Source organism: Pseudoalteromonas sp. MBR-15, from assembly GCF_053628915.1.
Map to the genome: position 1 here is coordinate 22,697 of NZ_JBRJHH010000021.1, position 20,477 is coordinate 43,173.

Sequence of the window (20,477 nt, forward strand, 5' to 3'; positions counted from 1 at the left end):
TTAAGAAGCCTTTTTTAACGCACTAATAAGCATTTCGTAACTTTGTTCTATTTGCTGGGCTTGGTTACTGCGTAGTGCCGTTTCGAGTTGCCCCGCAGTATCATGGATTTCCTCAAAGCTAAAGCAACCCGCACTGCCTTTTAGACTGTGTGCCAGCGAGCGTAATGCTTCCCACTCTTTAGTTCGGTACAACTGCACGACTTGGTTGAGGTAGTCAGGTAATTTAGAACGGTAGTTGTCGTTAATTTGCTGGAACTTCTCACTTTTGAGTAAATTTTCCCACTTGTTTTGACTGTCTTTTTCAATATTTAAATAACTAACCAGCACTTGCTCAAGGGCATTTTTATCAATCGGTTTTGCAAGTGCTTCATCACAGCCTGCTTCGAGATAGGTGTCAACATCGGTTTTCATTACATTTGCCGTAAGCGCGATGATTGGGCCATCGTAGGCTGCATGGCGCAGCATTTGCGTCGCCTCTAAACCACCCATAACAGGCATTTGCATGTCCATAATAATGAGTTGGTAGTCATTGACGAGTGCCATTTCAACGGCTTCTGCACCGTTTTTCGCGATGTCTGGCTCAAGTCCCCAGGTCTGTAATAACAGTTTGATAAGCAATTGGTTATCAGGGTTATCTTCGGCGACCAATATATTTGCATCAAAACTATTTGAGGCAAAAGAAAGCTGTAGATCTTTGCTTGGAGACAATTGCTCTAAGTTGTGAATAAAGGCGTCATTTTGTTGTTGTTCTGGTTTTAGGTGACACGCAATTTGCACTGTAAAACAGCTGCCTATACCGGGCTCGCTCTTAAGGTAAACATCTCCTCCTAATAGCTGAGCCAAGTTTTTCGAAATACAAAGTCCTAACCCAGTACCGCCAAAGCGGCGAGTTGTTGTGGCATCGGCTTGTTCAAACGGTTTAAACACCCGTTCAACTTCGCGCTCTGACATACCAATACCTGTATCTTGAATCGCAAATTCTAAATATTGTTTTGCACTGTTGTAGCGAATATCAATGGAGATATGCCCTTGTTCGGTAAATTTCACCGCATTACTGGCTATGTTGATTAATATTTGCTTTAAACGGGTCGTATCACTGTTAATACTTTTAGGAATTGGCAGGCTGTAGTTAATTGTAAACTCTAATCGTTTTTCGTTTGCCAGTGGACGAATAATCGAATCAAGATCATGAATTAATTGGACGACTGAGCATGGCCCACACTCTACAGCAAGCTTCTCAGCTTCAATCTTTGATAAGTCGAGAATGTTATTAATGAGCTCAAGCAGGTGTTTTGAGTTTCTTAAAATAGTGCTTAAATGCTGGTCGTCATTCACGGCATCTTTATTGTGAAGTAGCTGTTCGGTAAACCCCATAATGGCAGTAAGAGGCGTGCGAATTTCATGACTCATATTCGCTAAAAAACGACTTTTAAGTTGATTCGCTTGTTCAGCTTGTGCAATGGCTATTTCAAGCTTGTTGTTCATTGCTTCAAGTGCTTTTGTACGGCTTTCAACTTTATCTTCTAGGTGGTGTTTATACTCTTTTAACTCATCTTGATAATGACGAATCTGGTTCACCATGTGGTTAAAGTCGTTAAATAATACACCGACTTCATCATTGGTGTGGGCGGGTAAATACACCGATAAGTCACCATCTCCAACGCGATGGCTGGCCGCACCCAATAACTCAACAGGGGTGAGTAGTAAATTGCGTACCACAATATAAATTAAAATGGGTAACGAAATAACCGAGATGATCACAATCAGCGCGGTGATTAAACTAATGGCTTTACCAGATTGGTAAAGTAAATCTTTGGGCGTGGTCGATACGTAATAATCGCCATCGGTCATTTGTACCGCATAAATAATACGCTCTTCTTTATCGATACTCGACAGTTCAATGCTAGACAGCTTGCCATAATCGGCCAAGCCTTTAATTTGTTCTAATTCATACTCACTTAAATAGTTGCCCCGTAAATCGTAGTCGGAGCTAAAGAGTATTTGCCCTTTACTGGTCAAAAATAGGTTTAAGGTGTTATTAAAAGGGGCTTCTAAAATACTGGTGTTCAAAATTGATGGTTCAACATGAACAACGATAAAGCCTAACTCTTGGGGTCGTTTTAAGTAATAGTCGATATTGTAGATAGGGTGCACAAAATAAAGACTGGTTGAGCCGTCTTCTTTGGGGATCATAAATTGTTGTTGACGTAAATTAGACTGTAGAACTTGATCAAAAAACGGGTAACTTTTAGGCGCAGGAGTTAATTGGCTCGAATAAAACGCATCACTTTTACCTTGCGAGTCAACATAGTTAATGCTGACAATATCAGGGTACGCTTCTGAGTAACTGGCAAATACATTCATTAACTCGCCGAGGTGTTCTATATACTGATTTTTCGAATTAGGCTCGCGTGCTAAAAAATCGGCAAGTACCGGAGAGGTTGATAAAAGGCGAGTGATGGAATGAAATGAGTCAATATAGTTGAAAATTTTATGCTGTTGCTGCTCAACAAAGCGACTCACAATAAGCTCTGCTTGTTTTTTTGTTGAATTGGTCACATTGGTTAACGTAAAGCCACCTAAAAACAACAAAGGTAAGATCACTAATGGCGTGATATACCATAATAATCGAATACTGAGCTTACTGGTTTTCATGACCTAAATTGATATCCCTCCGTGCAATTTGTCAATAGTATGCGTTACAACTTGATTACACAAGCTTAGCAAAAAAGTGAACAACGAAAATTGCTTATCAAGGGGGAATAATTACTTACAATCGCTGCTTTTTTGGCTAAGACAAACAGGGTATAATGCCCGCAATTCTATTTTATTTTTCAGTGCGCACCGAGGACTCTCGTTTTTAGAGCCGCTAGGTGTGCTTTGTTATGACTAAAAGCAGCTTACATGTCTAATTTAACTACCGAAATTAATAAACGACGCACCTTTGCGATTATCTCGCACCCTGATGCCGCCCAGTCTTTCAACGCTTAAAACCACCTTTCATTGCACACCACAATCACATCTCTACGTACTGAATTTAAAGGATTTTTGTCTTTTTCTCGTTTCTTTGCTTTTCAATGATGTTCAAGCGTAACCTCGGAAAGTGTGTACAAACTTGAGTACAAATTCCGTTTTAGAGGCCTTTGGCGAAAATTCCATGACACAAATCTGGCTGTAGGCCCTGTGGTTACTGGGTATGATGAAGAAAGTACCTCCTGCTTTTGGTACTTTGGTTTCGACATTACAAAAGCGGAATAAATGCGATCATCTCTAGTTTTTGTTTGTAAGTTTTTGAATTTAAAAGGTTAATTATTGTGGTTTTTGATGTGTCATCGTTACGAGTGTACAAACAGTGTGTACAAATTTTTCTCGTAGGGCGTGTTGCTTGCAATTCATGACACAAACCGCCTTGTAGCCCATGTTATTCATAGGTTTGAGCCAATAAGTACCTCTGCGGATGGGGCTTGATATTTTATCGCTAGGGTTAATAGCTGGGCTGGTTTAATAAATGGCAATTATACGGCGTTATGCGCCGTAAATAGAAAGAATGGTAAACTTTTCTTTGTTGTGTTAGTTTATTAAAGCTAGGTTTTACGGCGATATGCGCCGCGAAATCCTAAAGAGATAAACTAGAAGAAGGGTTTGGTGTTTAGAAATGGTTAGTCATTCCCAGCGTGAAACGGTGAAAGAGTCATATAAGCAATCTCTTAAAACTCTTTTACCTTATGGCATGTTAGCTACAAAGAAGTGGCTTGCAGAGCAAGGCTTGAGTGCTCATGCGTTAGATAATGCTGTCAAAACCGATACGTTGTTGCTACTAGCTACAGGTGTTTACAGTCAGTATTCCCGAGCAGTCACTTGGGAAGGCGTAGTAGCTTCAATGCAGCGTATGATGGAAAAAAGTGTCGATGAACAACTTCCGTCTATCGTGGTCGGTGGATTGTCGGCATTGTCCATATCTGGTTTGTCGCAATATTTATCATTAGGAAGTACGCCTCATATTCATTTATATGCAACGAAAAAGCTTCCTTCCTGGCTTGCGAGACTGTCATTGCCAATTAAGTTCGAAGGACATAGTACAAGTAAACTGTGGCCTGATAGCTTATCCCAAGATATAGCGTTCGTTAAAAAGCATGAATGGGGAGAGCAATTACCACCTGTATATTTTTCATGTCCGGAAAAAGCCATATTGGAAGTGTTGATGGATTTGCCTGAAAGTGTGTCATTTGAACATGCCGATGAGCTAATGCAGGGGTTGGTGAACTTATCTCCAAGAAAGCTTGATGCGCTCTTAAAGGAGTGTAAAAGCGTAAAGGTCAAACGCTTATTCTTTTGGTTTGCAAAACGCCAAGCTTATCCTTGGTTTGATAAGTTAAATGTAGAAAATTACGACTTAGGTTCAGGTAAGCGTGTTGTTGCTAAAGGTGGGAAGCTGGATACAGAGTATCTGATAACCGTACCTCAGCATATGGCGTTAGCAAGTAAAGGATAAGTTCAGCGATGGATAGAAATAGTATTTATTACAAACAAGTACAGCTTTTGATACAGGTATTGCCTTTCGTTGCCAAACAGCAATGCTTTGCCCTCAAAGGTGGTACAGCAATCAATTTATTTGTCAGAGACTTTCCTCGTTTATCGGTCGATATTGATTTGGTGTATCTGCCAATGAAGAGCCGTGATGATGCCTTGCAGGAAATTTGCGATGCACTTGATGCTATTAGCTCAGATTTAAAAATAGCATTTAAAGATATCGAGCTAACGGAAGCTTATCGCTCAAAACGCGATGCTCTAAGGTTGATCGTTGCTCGCAACGGTGTGCAGATCAAAGTCGAGCTATCACCTGTATTGCGCGGTACTGTTTATGAACCAAAGTTGATGGAAGTTTGCGCAGCTGTAGAAGACGAATTTGGCTATGTTGAAATGCCTGTTGTTGATCTAGCTGATTTGTATGCAGGAAAGATATGTGCAGCATTAGATAGACAGCATCCAAGAGACTTATTTGATGTGAAGTGGCTTTTGGAGAATGAAGGCCTAACGGATGAAATTCGTAAAGCATTACTCGTTTATTTATCAAGCCATAATCGGCCAATGGCTGAGTTACTCAGTCCGCAATTTAAGGATATTACTGCCACCTATGAAGGTGAATTTACCAACATGGCCGAGACGGATGTTCCGTTGGTGGAGCTGGAAGCCGTAAGGGGGCGCCTAGTAGACCTCATTCACCAAGGCCTGACCGATAGTGAAAAGTCTTTTTTGCTATCCTTTAAAAATCGAGAGCCTGATTGGTCTCTACTCGGCTTAGACGGAGTCAGTGAGCTTCCTGCCATTAAATGGAAACAAATCAATTTGGCAAAAATGCCGAATGACAAACATACACAAGCCCTAGAAAAGTTGAAAGATGTTCTTGGTATTTGATGTCAAAAATACAGGGATTTATGCTGGGCTGATCTTCTTAACAAATCATGCATCTTTCTGACCATCAACAAATGATGAATCAGGCGATGATAGCTTTACATTGATTTTCAGGAGAATGCAGATGACAGCAGTAGCGCACCAGGTAACCCCTTTTCTAACGTCTTACGAAGTTATGGCTCGTTACCACATTAGCTATACGACGCTCTGGCGAAGAATAAAAGATGGCAGCTTGCCGCAACCTCGTATCAACCGAAATACACGAAACAAGCTGTGGCACATTGAAGACTTGGAAGAGTATGAGAAGAAAGAGGACTGAGCCTCTTTCTTTTACTGTCCGAAACGCCAGTTGAACGGAAAGCCTGTCGGCTCGATGATGGTTTCTAGTTGTTGATACCAAACGTCGTAAGCATGACGCATTTCATCCAGGTACTGATATTGGTTGTAGATAGCATCCAACCCTTTTTTGCTGTGGCCAATCATCAACTCGGCAACTTCTTGCGTCGTGATTGCCGACATTCGCGTTCGCATCGTTCTTCGAAGATCATGCATAGACCAGTGTTCCATCTCAATACCAAGCGACCTGCGAGCCCAGATTTTCACATTGTTAGGAATAGTGGTATCAAAGCCATTTGTGGCAAGTTCTTCTTGTCCGTTAGCGGGAAACAAGTAAGTTGATTTACTCATCTGCATCGCCAGTTCAATCAGCTCGATAGCTGGTTTGATTAATGGCCGCATGATCGGCGCTCCTATTTTCTCTCCTTGTTTGCGGATCTCTATGGGCACTGTCCACATTGCAGATTGCAAATCAAAGTGATGCTTTTCAGCTTGAATGAGTTCGCCCTTGCGACCGCCCAATAGCAGAAGCAATTTTATGTAGATGCGGTTCTTCTCAGTAATTTTTGACTCGTGCAAATAGCGCCAAAGTATCCTGATCTCGTTGTCATTTAGCACCCGAGTTCGTTTGCCTTTCTTACCGCCGACTTTCTTTGCTGTGATACCAGCGGCAGCGTTAATTTCCAAAATTTGTTCATCAATCAGCCAGTCATAAAACTTGTGCAGCACAGACACCAGACGTTCTGTGTTTGATGGGGACGACTCCGAAACCTCACGAAGACAGTTTCGCAAGGACAATTCATTGATGTCAGTTAATGGGTACTTGCCAAGTCGGGGCAGTAAATATATTTCACTGCTGCGTTTTTGGTAGTGCCACGTTTTCTCCTTTAGCCCTTGCTTACCGGCAGAGTCTATCCAGTCTCGAAAAATCGATTCGAAGCTTTGATTGGCAGAATACTTGGCCCGTTCCTGCTGTAGGTAGAGCTTGGGGTTTCTGCCTTGGTCGAGTACCGCCCTTAACCTATCCAGCTCATTCCTGGCTTCAGCAAGCTTCATAAGTGGGTAAGTACCTATGTCTACCCGCTGTTGCTTGCCATCGAACCGATAACGAAACTGAAAAACAATTTTGCCCTTGGGCGATACCCGAGCACTTAGTCCATCTCGGTCAGCTTTTACTACGGTTTCTTTTGCTTCTTTATTTAACCTGGCATCGAGCCAGCTAACTGATAACGCCATGTTATAAGCCCAGCCCTAGTTTCGATTTTAATGATTGTTTACGTGATTCTGCTTTGGGTTCTGGCGCTGTACTCATAGAAGTCACTTCACCATCTGGTGCATGGCCATCCACCTGTGCAGATGTGGTGGATAGATTGGGCTGGCTCATGTGAATTAGCCCAAAGGTGGCCAGCATCCTCAGACGCTCAGCACGTTCCCGTGGCGGCGTCTTTTCCAATTCTTTGAGCAGTTCAGGGTGGCTCCCTGGGGGAATGTTGACGACGACTCTCATGATCAAGCCCCATAAAACCAGAAGCCTCGGACGTTCGCCAAAACAGACTGTTCCGGCACAATGATCTTGCTTCGTGAAAAAATCTCCTTGGCAGCTTCCTTATAAGCCAAGGCTCCACCTCCGGCGATCAATACCAAGTCCGCATTGATGCTTTCGTCACGCATGGATTGGCGCATAGCTGTAAGAGCAACAGGCGCTACTTTTTTCATGGCAGCATTCAGATAAGGTGAAATATCGACTTTTTCTCCAAATAGCAGGACCTGTAAGTCGCCGGTTCTCATGGCTTTTTCAAGTCGATCCATACCTACTTTGGCACCGTGATCTTCTGATATCAGCTTATCGATGGTTTCCAGTAGCACGGACATTGCCTGAAGACTGGTTCCTGATGAGCTGTAGCGAATTTCTCCAGCCTCAAGGGCAACCCAGTCAACAGAAAAGAAGCCTGGATCTATGACGACGACGCGACCTTCTTCAATCAAGCCCAAATCACCACCTGTTTGAACCAGATCCATATAGGCACCGGCAGGCTGCGGCAGCACTTTGACGTCATGAACAGTGATGCTGCGCTTAGGCGTCACTTGATGGACACCTTTTAAACGCTGCACAAGGTCAGACTTACGTTGTGGCTCATGAAACTGGGAAACCGGTAATCCAGTGACAACCAAATCGATGGATTCTGTTTCAGCCATTAACAAGGCGGCATGAAAAAGCGCCTTATAGGTTTTTGTGGTGGGATACTCCGGGTGAAGCTCTCGTTCCCAGCCTTGAAGGCGTCCAGCAGGCACACCAGCCGCCCAACGCTCATTATCGACAGACACATACAAACAAGTTTCATCATCGCCTCCACCGATACGCTCCGGCATGCGATCCGCAGGACCGGCACCCGCAGGCAGAATAATGGTTTTCGGTTCACTGCCTGATTGGCCAATTGCCAGCTTCAGGTTCGAGTAACCGATATCTACGCCTAGTACAAACATACTTATCTCCTGTGCACTCAAAGTGCTCTAACGGTTTTCAATCAACCGCGCTGTTTACGCTTGGGCTTTTCCAAGTGCTCTGGCGGTTCACTCAAATGTCATTATCAGGATTCGGTGCACTGGCGGTGGGCAGAAAGGTGACAAATCCTTTCATCTATCTGCCTATTGCATTTTCGCAAAAGTATGAGAATAGACTCTGTTTGGCGGCGGATGACTGAGCCAAAAAAATCGAGACGCCAAACGTCGTTTGCATTCTGGCCTGAACTCGCCAAACGGTTTGTATCTTCATGGCGATACGTCTTTTTAGGCGTTTTTAAGTGAAATCGGCCTGTATCCCTTGTCAGGTATGGGGTTGCGCGAGTTGATTTATATCGAGACGCCAAACAGTGATTGCTACGGCAGTTTTATGTTTGGCGTTTCGATCCAAAAGCCAAACGGATAGTGGTTTTGGCTTTTGGGGTTAATTGGATGGGGAAATTGGTTTGGTAGAAATCGACAATGAACAATGGAAAGCAGAGGTATCAGATTTACTTCAGCAAGAAACGGACAGGCTAAAAGCGCTGGCACGAGCTGAAGTTGATGACTTTTGGGTTACCCATTACAAGGTTCGTGAGAATGAGCCCTTTAAAGACTGGGGGCTGCTTGGTGTCCGTATCAGAGACTTTAAGTATGGCTTTGGCATTGAGTGGTACATCAACAGTTTTCACGGTCAACGAGGCAAGCGCGTAGTCTTTAGTAAAGGTCTGCGTATTTCAAAGACGAAGCTGAGATACTCATTTTTGGACTGCCAAGGTTTGGCCAAAGAGTGGGAGCTAGCGCTGGCCATGGAGAAAGAAGAATTCTTCAGTGATATTCGCCGCCAGGTTGATAAGCTCAACATGCTGCGTCGCAGAGTGAATGCTTATTGCTAAGTTGTAAATGGCTATAAATGGTTATATCATTCCGTTCTAACCTTAGGGGAGTAGTCTCTCAGTTTTTACTGTGATAACCGTCAACAGTCTCCGAACAGCAGTTCGTGGCGGTTATGTCCATATCTGGATTGGCAAGACTTAAGGCAAATGGCGCTCTCGGGGTGGGAGTGTCGTTTGCCTGTGTCTCATCCACCCCAAGGTATAGTCATGATTAAATCTTCAGTCCAACGTGCTCTGTTTCATTTAAGAGGGGCGTATGGATATTATTAATGCAATTTTTCTTGGAGTTGTGCAAGGAATAACAGAATTTCTGCCGATTTCAAGTTCCGCTCATCTTATTCTTACTCCATTGCTAGCCGGTTGGCAAGATCAAGGCGTAGCGTTTGACCTTGCTGTACATGTCGGCACATTACTGGCTGTCCTGCTCTATTTTAGGCGAGATGTCACTGCTTTAACCCGAGATGGCGTGATGTCTTTTCAGCATCGTCAATTTGTCGGGCAAGGTAAACTGGCACTCTATATTGTTGTCGCCACTATCCCTGCTGTCATTGCGGGATTATTACTTATGGAGCTAATTGATAATCAGTTGCGCTCTGTTGCTATCATTTTCGTTACCACATTATTATTTGGTTTACTTTTAGGTTGGGCAGACTTAAGGCCAAATAAACAACACCAATTAAATGATTTAAAATTAGTGGACGTCATGTTAATTGGCTTGGCGCAAGCTGTTGCGCTTATCCCTGGGACATCACGTTCCGGTGCGACCATTACTATGGCCTTGTTTTTGGGACTCAGTAGAGAAGCTTCATCCCGCTTTTCTTTTTGGATGGCGATACCGATTACTGCACTTGCCTCAGCAGCAAAACTGATAGATGTCGCTCAGTCAAATGTAAGTGTTGATTGGCTGGCATTTCTTATTGGAGGCATTTCATCATTTATAATGGCACTTACTGCCATTCATTTTTTCTTAAAATGGTTAAATCAATATGGTATGTGGCCCTATGTCATTTACCGCATCCTCTTAGCAGGCTTAATTTACTTTTTCTTTTTAACTTAAGGTAACACTATGACTCTCGCGATTTTGGCCATTTTAGGTGGCTTTATTTTATTGGTTTGGAGCGCAGACCGCTTCGTAGAAGGTGCAGCTGCTACGGCTAAACATGCAGGTATGCCTTCATTATTAATCGGTATGGTGATTGTTGGCTTTGGTACATCAGCCCCTGAAATGGTTGTCTCTGCAATGGCGGCCATTGATGGCAATCCAGATTTAGCCCTCGGTAATGCGCTCGGCTCAAATATCGTCAATACAGGTTTAATTTTAGGGTTAACAGCCATTATTACCCCAATATTAGTGCAATCAAAAATAGTCAGAAAAGAGATCCCTTTATTATTGCTAATTAGTTCAGTGCTCGGTTATTTCCTTTGGGATGGCTCACTAACACGCTTTGAGTCCGTTCTTCTTTTGGTTGGGTTCTTTAGCTTAATTGGCTGGAGTATTTACTCTGCTATGAAAGGCAAAGGGGATAAATTAGAAAGTGAAATGGATCAAGAACTGGTTGAGCACGAAATGCCTATCAAAAAAGCTGTTTTTTGGCTGGTGATTGGCTTGGTACTTCTGATAGTGAGTTCACGAGTACTTGTCTGGGGAGCGGTGAGTATTGCAGAGGCATTGGGTGTAAGTGATTTAATCATCGGCTTAACGATTGTTGCTTTGGGCACATCACTCCCTGAATTGGCAGCGTCTATTATTGCAGTTAGAAAGGGTGAGCATGACATTGCCATTGGCAACGTGGTGGGGTCAAACATGTTTAACTTGCTTGCAGTAACGGGGATAGCAGGCGTTATATCTCCGATAACGAGCTTGTCTTCCGAGGTTATGTCTCGTGACTGGTTAGTGATGATGGGTTTGACAATCGCCTTGCTATTTATGGCCTATGGATTTCGTGGCGCTGGACGGATTAACAGATTGGAAGGTGCAGGCCTGCTAGTCGCATTTTGTGCCTACAACACTTGGTTAGTTTCGTCTGTGATTTAATAGCAAAATCAAAAATAACAAGTGAACATGTGGGTTCAACGCACATGCGCACAATGATAGAGAAAGATATGAAAGATATGAAAGATTCATTTATTCAATTTTGGCAAAATCATTCAGAGATAATAGTAGCGCTAGGTTACAATTTGATATTAGCTATTGTTATTTTGGTGGCAAGCTCACTTATTGCAAGAGCAGTGCGCAAAGCGATTCAAAACACTAACTCTAAGTTGAATAAAGTTGACGCGACCCTGATACCAATATTTTCAACCGTAGCTAGTTACGCGGTATATGTCATCGGTGGTGTATTTATTTTAGACATCTTTGGTGTAAATACTGCCAGCCTTATTGCTCTGGTTGGTGCGGCAGGTTTGGCAGTTGGTCTTGCGCTTAAAGATACGCTTAGCAACATCGCAGCGGGAATCATGCTACTGATCCTTCGACCTTTTAAATCTGGCGATTTTATTGAGTTTGGTTCAACTCAAGGGACAGTTAAAGAGATAAATCTTTTTACAACGGTGCTTGAAACCATAGATGGATTGTATATTGCTTCTCCGAATAGCGTCTTGTGGGGAAATAATATTAAAAACTTCACCCGTAATGGTAAACGACGGATGGATATTGTTGTGGGTATTTCCTATTCAGACTCGATAGATGACGCGTTTAAAATATTGCAAGGTGTTGCAGAAAATGAATCAAGATTAATGACTGATCCAGCGCCTCAGGTAATGGTTGCGTCCATGGCCGACAGTGCAGTAAATATTCAGCTGAGAGCATGGGCAACCAATGAAAACTATTGGTCAGCTTATTGGGATTTGAATAAACAGGTAAAAGAAGCCATTGAAGCGGCTGGCCTGACGATTCCTTTTCCACAACGTACACTGCACGTTGTATCCGAGCAACGTTTACCTACCGGAAAGGATAAGTCATGAAGCGATTAACTTTGGTGGCGCTGACCAGCTTAATGCTTGGCTTGGTGGCATGCTCTAAGCCTGTTGAGGTAAAAATGTTAAGTGGTGCTGCGCAAGGCACCACTTGGCACGTTTCAGTGTGGAGCGACTCTGTAATTGATACCGAAAGATTACAGCAAGAGATAGAAGCTGAGTTCCTGCGAATTGATAAATTAATGTCGAATTACCGTCCAGACTCTGTCATTGAACAGTTTAATGCTAATCAAACATCCCTCTCGGTTGAGGTTGGTAAGGAAATTGTAAGTTTGGTGAATGCTGCTCGTAAGGTAAGTGAAGCATCAAACGGTTGTTATGACTTGACGGTAAAACCTCTTTTTCAGTTGTGGGGGTTTAACAAAGACACATTTAACAAGCCCTCAGGCTTGGATATTGATAATGCATTGAAAGATACCGGACTGGAATATCTTAGTGCTCCAACTCAGACGCAACTGCAGAAAAAGCTGCCTCAATTAAGTATTGATTTATCTTCTATTGCACAAGGTTACAGTGTTTCACGTATAGCCGAGGTGGTTGAGAAAATTGGAATAACCAATTACCTAGTTGAAATTGGTGGTGAAATGCAAACACGTGGACATAAACCAGATGGCTCGTCTTGGCGTATTGCTATAGAGCGGCCATTGCCTGGTGATAGGGCTGTACACAAGGTCATTGATATTAAGCAGGATGATTCAATTGCCATTATGACATCAGGCACCTACCGACACTACTTCGATGAACAAGGTCAGCGCTATAGCCATATTATAGATGCACGTACTGGCAACCCCGTTACTCATTCAACATTATCAGTCACAGTGCTTCATGATGACCCAACACAAGCAGATGCATGGTCAACGGCATTGCTGTGCCTTGGGGCTAAAGAAGGCAAGCGGGTAGCAAAAGAATATGGTCTTGCAGCATTATTTATCTCTGAATCTGAAGGTCAATTGCAAGAAGAACAAAGTACCCATTGGATGATGTTAAGAGATATTAAAGTTAATTAGGTGGATACTCATTTTTTATAAACGTTCCACGTTTCATAATATACAAAAATAGACAATTTAAATAGTGAATCACATGAAACCAAACGACACTGGCTTAGTCAGAATTATTAAAGCTACAAAATATTCATTTCAAGGTTTGCAAGCTGCATGGAAATATGAAGCGGCTTTTCGACAGGAGTTTATTTTAGCAACCTTTCTTATAGTAATTGCTTTTCTACTTCCTGTAGAACTAATAGAGCGTATTTTACTAGTTGTAGCTGTTGGTGGTGTTTTAATTGTTGAGCTCTTAAATTCAGCTGTTGAAGCCGCAATTGATAGAATTGGGAGCGAATATCACGAGCTAAGTGGGCGAGCTAAAGATTTAGGATCAGCCGCTGTATTTATTTCTCTCCTAATCGCTGGTTATGTGTGGGTGACAATTATTTTTGAGTTAATCAAAAAATAAAATTTTAAGGAACTATTGTTGAATAGGTTGAAGAGTATTACAGGGCCAATTTACCCAGTTATTGTATTTTCATTTTTTGCATTATGTGTTTTGAGTTTTTCAAGACTGGCTTTGACCATTTGGCAAGCGCAGCATATTACAGCTATAGAAGATTGGCTACACATTATCATCCAAGGAGCTAGGGTGGATGTTGCGACAATCTGCTGGCTATATATATTGCCAGCCGTATTTACTCTACTACTGCCTGTTAAAAGTGAATTTCAACGTTTCGGCTTAATCGTTTTAAGAGTTTGGCTTGTGCTTGGGTTATGGCTTCTTGTTTATATGGAGCTTGCGACTCCGAGCTTTATTGAAGAGTATAATTTGCGTCCAAATAGATTATTTATTGAATATCTGATTTATCCTAAAGAGGTGTTCAGTATGCTTTGGGTTGGATACAAGCTAGAGTTAATGGTCGGTTTAGTCGGCTCAGCTATCACTGTATTTTGGGGTTGGAGGTTGAGTCGAAGCGTAACAGATAAATTGTATTATCCAGTCTGGTACTGGAGACCTGTCTTGATTTTAATAATTATAGTAGTAGGGGGGATGGGAGCAAGATCTACAATTCAGCATAGACCCCTGAATCCTGCTCTTGTAGCTTTCTCGACCAACCCCTTGTTAAATGATCTAGTTTTAAATTCATCCTATTCGGTGATGTTTGCAGCAAAGAATTTAACAGCAGAAAAGAGCGCTGAAAGGTTTTATGGGGATTTACCACTGAAAGACATTATTCATCAGGTAAGGAGTTACTCACAGCGCGAAGACAGTTATATCTCCGAAGATATTCCAACACTTAACATCAATGAACCAAGTTTTAGCAAGAAAAAGAATCTGGTGATATTACTTCAGGAGAGCCTAGGGGCTAGGTTTGTTGGGGCACTTGGCGGTTTACCACTTACTCCGAATTTAGACCAGTTAATGACCGAAGGTTGGAATTTTACTCAGCTCTATGCTACTGGCACCCGTTCCGTAAGAGGTATTGAAGCAATAACAACTGGATTTCCACCGACTCCCTCACGTGCGGTGGTAAAACTCAGTAAAAGTCAATCAGGTTTCTTTACGATCGCTGAGCTTTTGGCTCTGCAAGGATACCATACTCAGTTTATATATGGTGGAGAAAGCCACTTTGATAATATGAAGTCATTTTTTCTAGGTAATGGTTTTCAAGACATAGTCGACTTACCGCAATTTGAAAATCCCAAATTTGTAGGTTCCTGGGGAGCTTCTGATCAGGATCTTTACCAAATGGCACACACTCAGTTTTTAAAATTGTCGAAGCAGGATAAGCCATTTTTTAGTTTGGTATTTACCAGTACTAATCACACACCATTTGAATTTCCAGATGGGCAGATAGAACTGTATGAACAGCCAAAGCAGACAAGCCATAATGCCATTAAATATTCAGATAAAGCATTAGGCGAATTTTTTGCTCGTGCTAAGTCATCTGAGTATTGGAAGGAGACTATATTTATTGTCATTGCCGATCATGACTCCAGAGCAACGGGAAGTGTTCCTGTTCCAGTGAATCGTTTTCATATACCTGCATTAATAATAGGTGCAGATATAGAGCCCAAGCAAGACCATCGTTTGGCAAGTAATATTGATATGCCCCCTACGTTGCTTTCACTAATTGGCGCAAGAAGTGTATCGCCAATGATAGGCCACGATATGACAAAATTTGTAGCGCCTGAAAAACAAAGGGCAATTATGCAATTCGATAAAAATTTTGGTTATTTGACTAAGAACAAGCTTGTGGTATTGCAGCCTGAAAAAGCTCCGATTGCTTACGTATATGACTTTAATGATAAAGAGTTAATACCAAGTACTGCAACAGCGAGTGAGGTCAGCAGAGCCTTGTCACATGCTTTACTCGGTGAGAAGCTTTATCAAAGAGAGTTATACAAAATAGCTTATGAAAATTAAGCAGAGTGCTTGAAATGCTCACTGTCGCTCAAAATTGTTTTTTGTTCATAGAGGTGTCAAATAATACATATGATTAAATTTTTCAAAATACTAGATGGGATTATTCATGAAGTAGAAAATCAGAATCAAGATAGCCAACTTATATCTGAAGCTGACTGGATAGACTTGCATGAGCCAACAGATGAGGAACGTCAACTACTGGAACAGATATTACGTACAGACTTACCTGACCAAGGTGAAATTAATGAAATTGAGGCGTCGGCGCGTTGCTTTGTTGATCATGCAGGGGTTCACGTTCATTCTTTGTTTCTAACTCTCTCTGAAGGGCGTTATCACACAGCTAACGTTGCGTGTATTTTACAAAAACATCGTCTTATCACAGTTCGTGAAAACGAACTAGCTGATTTTAGATTGCTAAGGTTGCGTGCAAAACGTGGGCAAATTGAGGCTAAATCAGCGCAAGAACTGTTAATCCGATTGATGGAGCAGAAAATTGAAAATCATGCTGACTTAGTTGAAGATTTACACCGAGAATTAGAAAAAGTTAGTTATTTAGTGTTAGAAGATGAAGCGTCCGAATTGGAAGAGGCTATTGGACAGTTGGCAAAAGCAGAAGATATGAATGGAAAAATTCGTCTTTGCTTAATGGATACACAGCGGGATATCTCTTTTTTGCTGCGTCATTTGTCTTTTCAGTCATTAGAGCAAGAAACACTCCGAGAGGTAATTCGAGATATTGAAACTTTGCAGTCACATACCACTTTTTTATTCGATAAGATCAACTTTTTAATGGACTCTACACAAGGCTTCATCAATATTGAGCAGAATAAAATTATCAAAATATTTTCTATTGCAGCCGTTGTGTTTTTGCCACCAACCTTGATTGCAAGTATATATGGTATGAACTTTCAATTTATGCCTGAGTTACAGTGGAAGTTGGGATACCCATGGGCAATTGGGTTGATGGTTGCCGCTGGCTTTGCGCCATACCTATACTTTAAGCGTAAAGGTTGGCTTAAATAAACGTTATGGTAGATGAGGTAAAAAGTGGCAAGCACTTCTTTATAAAAGGTAAAAAGTCATGGCTGAAGCTAGTTGGTTTTTCGACATTATTTGTTCTGTTGAGCTTTTTTGTTCCCTTTAGTTTGTATAGAGAAGTAGATTCCAGTTTTAATTCTGAGTTACTACAGATTTTCACCCTAGAGTTCTTTTTAGCATGTTTCGCTTTGCTTTTGGTTTATTATACAAGTGATGCTATGAGACTATGGTTTACTTTGCGTGCTATTGGATGCAGCCAAGCACTGAAGTCTATTTTTCCTCTTGTGTTCATAAACTTTCTCTTTTCTAATATCACACCAATGGCTACCGGCGGTGGTATCGCACAGGTGTGGTTTCTGCATCGACGGGGTGTAATGTTAGGAGCTGCAACAGCCGCGACTTCTATAAGAACAGTATTAGCTAGTTTACTTATTTTTATACCTACGCCTTTTCTGTTTATGATAAACCCTCAATTATCCTCGGACTTGCTACACGACGGTTGGGGCGTTTTTCTGTCTGTATTTGCTATTGGATACGTACTATTGAGTGCAGTCGTGCTTTTAAGAATTCGATGGGTTATTCATACGCTTAAAGTAATTTTAAATCAAACTCACCGCTTTGGTTTAATTAGTCAGAACACATGTCAACGCCGAACATGGCAAGTTACCAGAGAGCTTTTTCACTTTTCCTATTGCATAAAAATATTCCTAATGGGAAATTGGCGAGATAAGCTTATGGCTATTGGTTCAACTATTTTGTTTCTTGTGAGTTTGTTTTCATTTCCAGCTTTGCTGCTTTGGGGATTGGGCTATCAAGTAGAATACACGTCAGTATTAGCGTTAATGCTTGTGAACACTTTTATAATGTATTTTGCACCTACGCCAGGTGCCTCAGGTATTGCGGAGGGCGTGTTTGCAATATTCTTTGGTGCAATAGTCCAAGCGCCTGATTTAGTATTTGTAATCATTGCATGGCGTTTTCTCACCATTCATCTGGGAATGTTCATCGGTATCTTTTTCACAATATTTGAGTTTTTGTCAGGAGCTAAAAATGACTAAAAAGTATGCTCGCTGGCTATATAGAGCATGTTTTACTGTAATTATTCTTTTGGTTTTCTATAAAATTTATTTGAATTTTTTTGAAAAGGATTTCATAGCAGAACATGCAGCTCAGGTAGAGAAAATAGAAAGCATATTAAACACTAAAGACGAGTTTAAATTTGCGGTAGTAGGTAACATTAGTAACTCTGTGGGTATTTTTGAGCGGAAGATTATTCCTTTGCTTAACGAGCAAGGCTACGATTTTGTTATATCTGCGGGAAACGCGGTTTCGACGGGTGGAGAGGATAAGTATAGAGCGATTTACCGAACTTTATCCCGGTTAAATATGCCTTACCTATTAACATTTGGGCCTCAAGAAGAAAGTCGGCTAGGAGGCTTTAGATTTTACGATCATTTCGGGCCTTTACATTTTAGTTTTAAGTCTGGTAAAAGTCGTTTTCTTTTTATCGATAGCACTGGCACCACAGACTTTAGTTGGCAGTATCGCTGGTTGGAGGAGGAATTGATTTCTTCACAAGAAGAGAATTTGTTCCTATTCAGCGCGCATCCATTTTATAGAAGTGGAAAAAAGGGTGTATTTGACTTTCACGAGGATACATTTACAGAGGGTTATCAAAGACAGTTCTCATCATTGATTGAGAAATTTGGTGTTGATGTTGTTTTTTCCTCAATCTCCCCTGTTTTTGATAAACAAATTCATAGTGATACAACTTTTATCACAACTGGTGGGGCTGGTGGATTTGTGATTAATGACGAAGAGAGTCACTATCATTTTGTATCGGTTACGGTAAAAGATAACTTGATTGAAGTACTGGAACGCCCCTTGGAGGTTGGTCAGTCCCCAATTTTTAGGACTGTTGAAAGTGCTTGGTTCTTTATTCATTCACTTTTTTATGTTGGGTATCTAAATTTTATACTGTTGGTGAGTACCTTTATTGTCCTCGCGTATTGGTTGCATGAAAGAGTATTAAGTGACAAGGACTACTATCCAAATTACGATATTGATTTGGATTGCCAGAGTGACAAGTCTCTGCGCATAGTTCATTTCACTAATAACTATCTGCCATTTATTGGTGGAGTTCCTCTGTCGGTAGAGCGGTTACGAAATGGTCTAGAAAAACTTGGGCATAGCATACTAGTTGTCGCACCAAATTACCCAGAGGAAATGGAAAGTGGTGAGAATGGTATTTTCAGAGTGAACTCGCTCATTCCTTTTGGTCGAAATAGTGAATTTCGGGTTGCGAATATTTTTTCTTTGAAGCTTTATCGCGAAGTTGTTCGTTTTAAACCTGATATCATTCATGTTCATCATCCATTTTGGTTGGGGCGAGCAGGGCTATATCTAGCCAAATTTTTAAAGATTCCTGTTGTCTACACTTATCATACAAGGCTAGAGCACTACGCACACTATGTGCCACTACCAAGCTCGGTATTTAGAAATCTTATTGCTCACTCATTGATAAGGCGTTTTGCAAATCAATGTGACGGTGTAATTGTACCCACTGAATGTGCAGAAGAGTATTTGAGAACCATAGGTGTTAAACGTCGAATTTTGGTACAGCCAACGGGTATTGACATTGCACAAAGCAGTAATTTTTCAGTTCAGAAATTAGACGATCTGAAAAGAAAATATATTGAACCGAATGAGCGTATATTGATTAGTATTTCTCGGTTGAGTCAGGAAAAAAATATTGACTTTCTTCTTGCTGGCGTTGAATTGTTGAAGGCGAAATACAAACAACCGTTTCGCTTGTTGATTATTGGTGATGGTCCTGATAAACAGCGAATTCAAAGTGAAATATCGAAGCGAAAACTGCAACGTCATATCTCGTTAATGGGGAGTATAAGTCCTGAAGAAGTCCCGCTCTTCTGCCAATTGGGCGAAGTATTTCTCTTCGCATCGATGTCGGAAACCCAAGGTATGGTAATTCTCGAAGCCATGGCGGGTGGAATGCCAGTAGTTGCAGTGCGATCTAGTGGCATTGATGACATTGTCGATAACGGTAAGAACGGTTATAAAACATCCTATGATGTCGCAGCGTGGAGTGATCGCGTGTGTCAGTTGCTCACAAACCATGAGTTGTTCGACTCTACATCATCTGGTGCTAGAATGACTGCCAAAATGTACAGTATTGAATGTTTTAGTCTAAGTGTAAGTCGCTTTTACGCTGTAATATATTCAAATCATTTTTTAAAATTTAATAGTAGTAATTAGTCGCCGCGTCTTGTCATAGTTGGTCTGTTAATTACTATCATTGGTTTTTTGCTCGTTTTGTACATAGCTAGTAAGACGCTTAAGCTAATAAATATGAGGCAATGATGGAAAAATTACCTATTAGTGTTTTTTTTGTAACGCTGAATGAGTCTGCTTATATAGCTAAGGCTATAAAAAGCGTAGATTCTTGTGATGAAATTATAGTGGTGGATTGTGGCAGCACCGATGGTACCCAAGAAATAGCCACAAGTTTGGGCGCTAATGTAGTGTATCATCCATGGCAAGGTTATGCTAAACAAAAACAGTTTGCCCTTGAGTTATGTAAAAATGAATGGGTTTTAAATTTAGATGGTGATGAAGTTATGACTGAAAATGCCTTAAAAGAACTAGAAGGTGTTATTAATAACCCTAGCTACTCATCTTTTCGTTTAAAACGCATTGATATGTTTATCAATAAGTTTCCAAAAGAATCAGTCAAGAAAAAAAATAACCTAAGAGCCTACAGAAAATCGTTAGCTTTTTTTAATGAACAAAAACTAGAGCCTGTTGATCTTTGGTGTACATAATTCAATCAACCCACATGGGTAGCCACATCAGTGAGAAGGCTAAAGCAACTACGCTATGATAATT

General features: G+C 41.2%; 17 protein-coding genes. 13 read left to right on the forward strand and 4 right to left on the reverse strand.

The window, feature by feature from the left end; translation table 11 throughout:
* The gene (locus tag ACSSVW_RS19525) at positions 1–2,655 is read right to left on the reverse strand and encodes an ATP-binding protein (protein ID WP_454179980.1); all 2,655 of its coding nucleotides are present in this window, start codon (positions 2,653–2,655) and stop codon (positions 1–3) included.
* Between the two features lie 1,000 nt (positions 2,656–3,655).
* Here ACSSVW_RS19525 and ACSSVW_RS19530 point away from each other — a divergent pair.
* Entirely contained in the window at positions 3,656–4,492 is an 837-nt protein-coding gene (locus ACSSVW_RS19530) for a type IV toxin-antitoxin system AbiEi family antitoxin (RefSeq protein WP_049874721.1), read from the forward strand.
* Positions 4,493–4,500: 8 nt separating this feature from the next.
* Positions 4,501–5,415, forward strand: a complete 915-nt coding sequence (locus ACSSVW_RS19535; protein ID WP_454179981.1) for a nucleotidyl transferase AbiEii/AbiGii toxin family protein — start codon at positions 4,501–4,503, stop codon at positions 5,413–5,415.
* A 327-nt stretch (positions 5,416–5,742) separates the two neighbouring features.
* On the opposite strand, the gene ACSSVW_RS19540 is transcribed toward ACSSVW_RS19535, so the two are convergent.
* The 3 genes from ACSSVW_RS19540 to ACSSVW_RS19550 all read right to left on the reverse strand — a co-directional run bounded on the left by ACSSVW_RS19540 (position 5,743) and on the right by ACSSVW_RS19550 (position 8,232).
* Positions 5,743–6,984, reverse strand: a complete 1,242-nt coding sequence (locus ACSSVW_RS19540; protein ID WP_025441390.1) for a tyrosine-type recombinase/integrase — start codon at positions 6,982–6,984, stop codon at positions 5,743–5,745.
* Position 6,985: 1 nt separating this feature from the next.
* A complete protein-coding gene (locus tag ACSSVW_RS19545; protein WP_454180004.1) occupies positions 6,986–7,132 on the reverse strand; it encodes a hypothetical protein in 147 nt (48 codons plus the stop codon).
* A gap of 125 nt (positions 7,133–7,257) precedes the next feature.
* Complete coding sequence (locus ACSSVW_RS19550) at positions 7,258–8,232, reverse strand: ParM/StbA family protein (protein WP_000497807.1); 975 nt, start codon at positions 8,230–8,232, stop codon at positions 7,258–7,260.
* A gap of 482 nt (positions 8,233–8,714) precedes the next feature.
* Between ACSSVW_RS19550 and mobI the strand changes: the two genes are divergently transcribed.
* The 11 genes from mobI to ACSSVW_RS19605 all read left to right on the forward strand — a co-directional run bounded on the left by mobI (position 8,715) and on the right by ACSSVW_RS19605 (position 20,413).
* Positions 8,715–9,143: a conjugative transfer protein MobI(A/C) gene (mobI, locus tag ACSSVW_RS19555; RefSeq protein ID WP_454179984.1), complete on the forward strand. Its 429-nt coding sequence runs from the start codon at positions 8,715–8,717 to the stop codon at positions 9,141–9,143.
* Between the two features lie 256 nt (positions 9,144–9,399).
* Positions 9,400–10,200 carry an undecaprenyl-diphosphate phosphatase gene (locus tag ACSSVW_RS19560; protein ID WP_454179986.1) on the forward strand — a complete coding sequence of 267 codons (801 nt, stop codon included), beginning with the start codon at positions 9,400–9,402 and terminating at the stop codon, positions 10,198–10,200.
* A 9-nt stretch (positions 10,201–10,209) separates the two neighbouring features.
* Positions 10,210–11,178 carry a calcium/sodium antiporter gene (locus ACSSVW_RS19565; RefSeq protein WP_454179988.1) on the forward strand — a complete coding sequence of 323 codons (969 nt, stop codon included), beginning with the start codon at positions 10,210–10,212 and terminating at the stop codon, positions 11,176–11,178.
* 77 nt (positions 11,179–11,255) lie between these two features.
* Entirely contained in the window at positions 11,256–12,107 is an 852-nt protein-coding gene (locus tag ACSSVW_RS19570; protein ID WP_454180002.1) for a mechanosensitive ion channel family protein, read from the forward strand.
* Positions 12,104–13,126, forward strand: a complete 1,023-nt coding sequence (locus ACSSVW_RS19575; protein WP_454179990.1) for an FAD:protein FMN transferase — start codon at positions 12,104–12,106, stop codon at positions 13,124–13,126. Before ACSSVW_RS19570 ends, ACSSVW_RS19575 begins: the two co-directional genes overlap by 4 nt.
* Before the next feature lie 73 nt (positions 13,127–13,199).
* Positions 13,200–13,571, forward strand: a complete 372-nt coding sequence (locus ACSSVW_RS19580; RefSeq protein WP_454179992.1) for a diacylglycerol kinase — start codon at positions 13,200–13,202, stop codon at positions 13,569–13,571.
* Between the two features lie 18 nt (positions 13,572–13,589).
* Positions 13,590–15,533 (forward strand): LTA synthase family protein, encoded by a 1,944-nt coding sequence (locus tag ACSSVW_RS19585; protein ID WP_454179994.1) that lies wholly within the window; start codon positions 13,590–13,592, stop codon positions 15,531–15,533.
* 69 nt (positions 15,534–15,602) lie between these two features.
* Positions 15,603–16,556, forward strand: a complete 954-nt coding sequence (gene corA, locus ACSSVW_RS19590) for a magnesium/cobalt transporter CorA (protein ID WP_454179995.1) — start codon at positions 15,603–15,605, stop codon at positions 16,554–16,556.
* A gap of 5 nt (positions 16,557–16,561) precedes the next feature.
* Positions 16,562–17,629 (forward strand): lysylphosphatidylglycerol synthase transmembrane domain-containing protein, encoded by a 1,068-nt coding sequence (locus tag ACSSVW_RS19595; RefSeq protein ID WP_454179996.1) that lies wholly within the window; start codon positions 16,562–16,564, stop codon positions 17,627–17,629.
* Complete coding sequence (locus tag ACSSVW_RS19600) at positions 17,622–19,847, forward strand: glycosyltransferase (protein ID WP_454179998.1); 2,226 nt, start codon at positions 17,622–17,624, stop codon at positions 19,845–19,847. Before ACSSVW_RS19595 ends, ACSSVW_RS19600 begins: the two co-directional genes overlap by 8 nt.
* 101 nt (positions 19,848–19,948) lie before the next feature.
* A complete protein-coding gene (locus ACSSVW_RS19605) occupies positions 19,949–20,413 on the forward strand; it encodes a glycosyltransferase family 2 protein (RefSeq protein WP_454179999.1) in 465 nt (154 codons plus the stop codon).
* Positions 20,414–20,477 lie beyond the last annotated feature (64 nt).

What these genes read in the sequence shown, in the direction of transcription:
- ACSSVW_RS19600 (WP_454179998.1), top strand. Translation starts at nt 17,622, where the DNA reads ATGACTAAAAAGTATGCTCGCTGGCTATATAGAGCATGTTTTACTGTA.
- corA (WP_454179995.1), top strand. Translation starts at nt 15,603, where the DNA reads ATGATTAAATTTTTCAAAATACTAGATGGGATTATTCATGAAGTAGAA.
- ACSSVW_RS19525 (WP_454179980.1), bottom strand. Translation starts at nt 2,655, where the DNA reads ATGAAAACCAGTAAGCTCAGTATTCGATTATTATGGTATATCACGCCA.
- ACSSVW_RS19550 (WP_000497807.1), bottom strand. Translation starts at nt 8,232, where the DNA reads ATGTTTGTACTAGGCGTAGATATCGGTTACTCGAACCTGAAGCTGGCA.
- ACSSVW_RS19530 (WP_049874721.1), top strand. Translation starts at nt 3,656, where the DNA reads ATGGTTAGTCATTCCCAGCGTGAAACGGTGAAAGAGTCATATAAGCAA.
- ACSSVW_RS19535 (WP_454179981.1), top strand. Translation starts at nt 4,501, where the DNA reads ATGGATAGAAATAGTATTTATTACAAACAAGTACAGCTTTTGATACAG.
- ACSSVW_RS19540 (WP_025441390.1), bottom strand. Translation starts at nt 6,984, where the DNA reads ATGGCGTTATCAGTTAGCTGGCTCGATGCCAGGTTAAATAAAGAAGCA.
- ACSSVW_RS19575 (WP_454179990.1), top strand. Translation starts at nt 12,104, where the DNA reads ATGAAGCGATTAACTTTGGTGGCGCTGACCAGCTTAATGCTTGGCTTG.
- ACSSVW_RS19560 (WP_454179986.1), top strand. Translation starts at nt 9,400, where the DNA reads ATGGATATTATTAATGCAATTTTTCTTGGAGTTGTGCAAGGAATAACA.
- ACSSVW_RS19595 (WP_454179996.1), top strand. Translation starts at nt 16,562, where the DNA reads ATGGTAGATGAGGTAAAAAGTGGCAAGCACTTCTTTATAAAAGGTAAA.
- ACSSVW_RS19565 (WP_454179988.1), top strand. Translation starts at nt 10,210, where the DNA reads ATGACTCTCGCGATTTTGGCCATTTTAGGTGGCTTTATTTTATTGGTT.
- ACSSVW_RS19605 (WP_454179999.1), top strand. Translation starts at nt 19,949, where the DNA reads ATGATGGAAAAATTACCTATTAGTGTTTTTTTTGTAACGCTGAATGAG.
- ACSSVW_RS19545 (WP_454180004.1), bottom strand. Translation starts at nt 7,132, where the DNA reads ATGAGCCAGCCCAATCTATCCACCACATCTGCACAGGTGGATGGCCAT.
- ACSSVW_RS19570 (WP_454180002.1), top strand. Translation starts at nt 11,256, where the DNA reads ATGAAAGATTCATTTATTCAATTTTGGCAAAATCATTCAGAGATAATA.
- ACSSVW_RS19580 (WP_454179992.1), top strand. Translation starts at nt 13,200, where the DNA reads ATGAAACCAAACGACACTGGCTTAGTCAGAATTATTAAAGCTACAAAA.